The organism is Streptomyces sp. SID1328 (assembly GCF_009865595.1).
Taxonomy (GTDB): Bacteria; Actinomycetota; Actinomycetes; order Streptomycetales; family Streptomycetaceae; genus Streptomyces; species Streptomyces griseoluteus.
The window spans coordinates 1-5360 of the sequence record NZ_WWKH01000181.1 but is presented as its reverse complement, the minus strand read 5'-3'; the positions used below and the strand labels follow the sequence as shown (position 1 = coordinate 5360).

The 5360-nt window shown below is 73.9% G+C and carries 4 protein-coding genes; all 4 read right to left on the bottom strand.

Annotation, left to right across the window (positions count from 1 at the left end):
- Positions 1-105: 105 nt before the first annotated feature.
- The gene (locus GT030_RS05575; RefSeq protein WP_161200115.1) at positions 106-2412 is read right to left on the bottom strand and encodes a glycoside hydrolase family 3 N-terminal domain-containing protein; all 2307 of its coding nucleotides are present in this window, start codon (positions 2410-2412) and stop codon (positions 106-108) included.
- A gap of 32 nt (positions 2413-2444) precedes the next feature.
- Positions 2445-3263 carry a carbohydrate ABC transporter permease gene (locus GT030_RS05570; protein WP_161200114.1) on the bottom strand — a complete coding sequence of 273 codons (819 nt, stop codon included), beginning with the start codon at positions 3261-3263 and terminating at the stop codon, positions 2445-2447.
- 4 nt (positions 3264-3267) lie between these two features.
- A complete protein-coding gene (locus tag GT030_RS05565; RefSeq protein WP_161200113.1) occupies positions 3268-4128 on the bottom strand; it encodes a sugar ABC transporter permease in 861 nt (286 codons plus the stop codon).
- Positions 4125-5360 (bottom strand): extracellular solute-binding protein (locus GT030_RS05560; RefSeq protein ID WP_161200112.1); only part of this gene is annotated, 1236 nt, incomplete at its 5' end. The genes GT030_RS05560 and GT030_RS05565, both read right to left, overlap by 4 nt.

The window sequence follows — 5360 nt, the reverse complement described above, 5'->3', positions numbered from 1 at the left end:
AAGACGCCCCGCTTCCTGCGGGGAAATGCAGGTGCAATCCCTGCCCAGCGCTCAAGTACGAAGGCCGCTCCGGTTCCGACCGGGGCGGCCTTCGCCGTTCCCGGCCTACCCCACCGGTGTCACCGAGGTCCGGCAGCGCAGCACCCGGTCCGGCCCGGCCTCCCGAACCGGCCCGGTCAGCCGCAGCCGGGTGGTGTGCCGGACCTCGGCGCCGGACGGGCCGAGCCGCAGTTCCAGCAGCCCCGGCTCGACCACCCGCACGCCCGCGAGGCCGGTGAAGGACGCCAGGTCGGCGTGGAAGGCGAAGGTGACCCGGCGGGCCTCGCCGGGCGCCAGCTCGACCCGCTGGTAGCCGACCAGCCGTACGTCCGGCCGGGTCACCGAGGCCACCGGGTCGTGCAGATAGAGCTGGACCACCTCCGCGCCCGTCCGCGCCCCGGTGTTGCGCACGGTCAGCGTCACCTCGTACGAGCCGTCCGTGCCGGTCTCCGCCTCCGGCGGGCCGAAGTCCGTCCAGGCGAAGGCGGTGTACGACAGGCCGTGGCCGAAGGGGTGCAGCGGGGTCGGGTCGAGGCTGCTGACCTCGCTCGCCAGGCCCAGCGGCGGCTGGAGGTAGGTCCACGGCTGGCCGCCCGGCGTACGCGGCACGCTCACCGGCAGGCGCCCGGAGGGGTTCACCCGGCCCGCCAGGACCCCGGCCAGCGCCGGGCCGCCCTCCTCGCCGGGGAAGAACGCCTGCACCACCGCGCCCAGCCGCCCCGCCCAGCGGCCCAGCGCGTAGGGGCGCCCGGTGAGCAGCACCAGCACCACCGGCGTACCGGTCGCCACCAGGGCGTCCAGCAGGTCGCCCTGGACGCCCGGCAGGCGCAGGTCGGCCGCGTCGCAGCCCTCGCCGGAGGTGCCGCGCCCGAACAGCCCGGCCCGGTCGCCGAGCACCGCCACGCACACGTCTGCCTCCGCCGCGCGGGCCACCGCCCCGGCGAACCCGGAGGAGTCCGCGTCCGAGACCCCGCACCCTGGCGCGAACGTGACCTCCGCGTCCGGGAGTTCGTCCCGCAGCGCCTCCAGCACGGTCGGGACCGCGATGCCCGGCGCGACACCCGGGTGGTGGGGGAGGACGTGGGCCGGGAAGGAGTAGCAGCCGAGCATGGCCAGCGGGTCGGCGGCGCGCGGGCCGACCACCGCGATCCGGGCGCCGGGGGCCAGCGGGAGCAGGTCCGCCGGGTTCTCCAGCAGGATCACCGACTCCTCCGCCAGCCGCCGGGCCAGCGCCCGCCCGTCGGGGGAGTCCAGGACCACGGGACCGGCCGGCTCCGGGTCCCAGTCGGGGTCCAGCAGGCCCAGCTCGCACTTCTGGAGCAGCACCCGGCGGGCCGCCCGGTCCACCAGGGCCTCCGGGACGCGGCCCGCCTCGACGGCGTCGACCAGCGACGTGCCGTAGCAGTCCACGGTGGGCAGCTCCACGTCCACGCCCGCCTCCAGCGCCAGGTGGGCGGCACCGGCGCGGTCCTCGGCGAGCCGGTGCTGGGTGCGCAGGAAGCCGACGCCGAAGTAGTCCGCGACCACCGTGCCGGTGAACCCCCACTCCTCGCGCAGCACCCCGGTCAGCAGCCGGGCGTCGGCCGAGGCGGGCACCCCGTCGGTCTCGGTGTACGCGGCCATCACCGACCGGGCCCCGCCCTCGCGCAGCGCCAGCTCGAAGGGCGGCAGCGTCACGTCGGCCAGCTCCCGCGCGCCCGCCCGTACCGGCGCGAGATTGCGGGCGCCCGCCGAGGCCGCGTATCCGGCGAAGTGCTTCAGGGTGGCGACGATTCCGGCCGACTCCAGGCCCCGTACGTAGGCGGCGCCGACGGTGCCGACCAGGTACGGGTCCTCGCCGATCGTCTCCTCCACCCGGCCCCAGCGCGCGTCGCGGACCACGTCCAGCACCGGGGCGAGGCCCTGGTGGACGCCGGCCGCGCGCAGGTCACCGCCGATACGGGCGCCCACCTCGGCCACCAGCTCCGGGTCGAAGGAGGCGCCCCAGGCGAGCGGCACCGGGTAGGCGGTGGCGCCCCAGGCGGTGAACCCGGCGAGGCACTCCTCGTGGGCGAGGGCGGGGATGCCGAAGCGGCCCGCGGCGGCGATCCGGCGCTGGGCGGCGGCGAGGGCGCGGGTGCCCTGCCCGGGGTCGACCGGGGCGGTGCCGAAGGAGCGGGTGAGCTGACCCAGGCCGTGCGCGATCAGCTCGTCCCAGTCCGGCACCGCGCTCATCTCGCTCTGCAGCGGGGCGACTTCGCCGCCGTCCGGGCCGGCGCCCACCCAGACGCCGTACAGCTGGGCGGTCTTCTCGCGCAGCGTCATCCGGGACAGCAGGTCCTCGACGCGTTCGGCGGCGGGCAGGGCGGGGTCGCGCCAGGCGGCGGAGGTCATGGAACTCCTGTCGGGAGACGTGGGGGAGCCGGTCACTTGCCGCCCGCGCCCATCAGGCCGCCGACCAGGGTGCGCCGGGCCACCAGGTAGACGGCGAACACGGGGACGCCGGAGAGGACGACCGAGGCGAGCAGGGCGGGGATGTTCACGCCGAACTGGCTGACGTAGGTGAACAGGCCGAGGGTCAGCATCCGGCTGTCCTCGGACTGGGTGAAGATCAGCGGGAAGAGGAAGCCGTTCCACGCCTGGAGGGACGCGTAGACCACGACGGTGCCGATGCCGCCCCGGGCCAGCGGCACGACCAGCCGGAACAGCATCCGGGCCGGTGACGCGCCGTCCAGCGCCATCGCCTCGTACAGCTCCTCGGGGATGTCCCGCAGGGTGCCGGTGAGCACCAGCACGGACACCGGCATGGCGAAGGCGGCCGTCGGCAGGGCGACGGCGAGCAGGCTGTCGTAGAGGTTCAGCTTGGTGATCATCAGATAGAGCGGGACCACCACCGCCTGGGCGGGGACGGCCACGCCGAGCAGGAACAGCCGGAACGCGCCGCCCGACCAGACGCCGCGGGTGCGCACGGCGACGTACGCCAGCGGGACGCACAGCACCAGGACGATCCCCACCACCACGGCCGCGACCAGCACGGTGTTGGCCAGGAAGTGGCCGAAGCCGTTGTCCAGGACGGTGCCGTAGTTGGCGAGGGTCGGGTGGCGCGGCGGGCGCAGGGCGTTGCTGCCGAGCGCCTCGTCCTGGCGGGTCAGGGACACCGAGACCATGACGTAGACCGGGACGATGACGACGGCGAGCCAGATCACCGCGCCCAGGCCCGCCAGCGGGTTGGCCGGGCGGCTCACGGCGTCACATCCCTTCCCGGGTGCTGCGCATGGCGCCGAAGCCGGTCACCCGGACCAGCAGCAGCGACAGCGCGGTGGCGGCCACGACCAGGAAGGACGCGATGGCGCTCGCGTAGCCGAAGTCGTACGCCTTGAAGCCCGCCTCGTACATCAGGTACGGCAGGATCGCGGTGTCGGTGCCGGGGCCGCCCTGGGTGAGGATCAGCACGGTCTCGAAGTAGGTCAGCGAGCCGACCACCATCAGCACCAGCGAGGTCGCCGCCGTGTTGCGGAGCTGGGGCAGGGTGATGGAGCGGAACCGGCGCAGGCGTCCGGCGCCGTCGATCGCGGCCGCCTGGTAGAGCACCTCGGGGATCTGCCGGGCGCCGCCCTGGTAGATCAGGGTGTGGAACGGGATGAACTGCCAGCCGCCGACGAAGACCAGGGCGAGGAACGCCCCGGAGGTCGTGCCGAGGGTGTCGCCGGGCACGATGCCGAAGTTGGGGTCGAGCAGGGCGTAGAACAGCAGCGAGACGGCGGTCGAGGAGAGCAGGAACGGCACGAAGAAGACCGCCGACAGCACCGCCCGGTTGCGTTGCGGGCCCGCCGCCCAGACGCCGAGGAGCAGGGCGGCGGTCGTCTGGAAGGCGCAGCTCACCACCGTCAGCGCGATGGTGACGCCCAGCGAGCGGGTGAGCCGGCCGTCGGTCAGCAGGGCGTGCCAGTTGGCCAGTCCGGCCGGGCGCGGCTCGCCCAGGCCGTTCCAGGAGGTGAAGGACAGGCCGAACGCCAGGGCCATCGGGACCAGGGCGAAGAAGCCGAAGAACAGCACGGCGGGCAGCGCCCAGGAGGGGTGCGGGCGGCCGGCGCCTCTCGCGGCGCTCACTTCAGCGCCTTCAGTGCCGCCACGAACCGCTCCGGCGACGACTTGCCGACGAAGAGCTTGTTGACCTCGGTGAGCATCGGGGTGGCCGCGTCCGGGTCGACCGCCTGGTCCCAGCTCAGCGTGAAGGCGGGGGCCTCGCGGACCATCCGGTACTGGAAGCGGGCGAATTCGGGGCTGGGGGAGGCGTCCAGCAGCTTGTCGGCATTGGCGGTGGCGGGCACGTCGCCGTTGGCTATCAGCTCGCGGGCGTAGGTCTCCGAGGCGCAGGTCCGCAGGAAGGCGAGCGCGGTGTCCTTGTTGCGGGTACGGGTGTTCACGGACCAGTAGTTGGTGGGGTTGCCGACCACGTTGCGGATGTCGCCGGCGCCGCCGTCGAACTCCGGGAAGGGGCACCAGCCCAGGTGCTTGCGGGCGAAGTCCGGGAACTTGCCGAGCTGGGTGGAGTACTCCCAGGACCCCATCAGGTGCATCGCGGCCTTGCCCTTGGCGAGCGCGGCCGGTGCCCCGCCGTTGGTGTACGCGACCGAGCTGAAGCCCTTGCCGAAGGCGCCGTCGTCGACGAGTTCGCGTACCGTCCGGGCTGCCTTCAGCACGGCGGGGTCGCCCCAGCCGGCCGGGTCGCCGTTCTTGACGCGGTCGAAGACCTTCGGGCCGCCGATCCGGTCCACCAGGTACTCCAGCCACATCAGTTCGGGCCAGATGTCGGCGCCCCCGAGGGCGAAGGGGGTGATCCCGGCCTTCTTGAGCTTGGCGTTGTTGTCCAGGAGCTGGTCCCAGGTGGCGGGCGGCTTCAGGCCGTGCTCGGCGAACAGGGTCTTGTTGTAGAAGAGGATCACCGGCTGCATGCCGCGCATCGGGATGCCGTACTCCCGGCCGCCGAGCGCCCCGGCGGCGAGGACGGAGGGCAGGAAGCCGTTCTTCAGCACCGGGTCGCCGGCGATGGTGCCGGTGAGGTCGAGGATCTGGCCGGCCTCCCGGTACGCCTTGATGGAGCCGCCGCCCCAGTTGAAGAACACGTCCGGGGCGTTGGGGGAGCCCATCGCGGTGCGCAGCTTGGCCGGGTACTCCGCGCCGGGCACCTTCTCCAGCCGCAGGCTGCCCTTGGTCTCGCGGGCCGCCGCCGAGGCGTTGAACCGGGAGACCGCCTTCGCCTGCACCTTGGCCGCGTCGTCGCCGTACACGAACGCGGTGAGGGTGCCGTCCGAGCCGCCGGGGCCGCCGGAGCCGCAGGC

Bases quoted from the DNA above. Each gene is read 5' to 3' on its own strand.
- GT030_RS05575 (WP_161200115.1), bottom strand. From the start codon at position 2,412: ATGACCTCCGCCGCCTGGCGCGACCCCGCCCTGCCCGCCGCCGAACGC.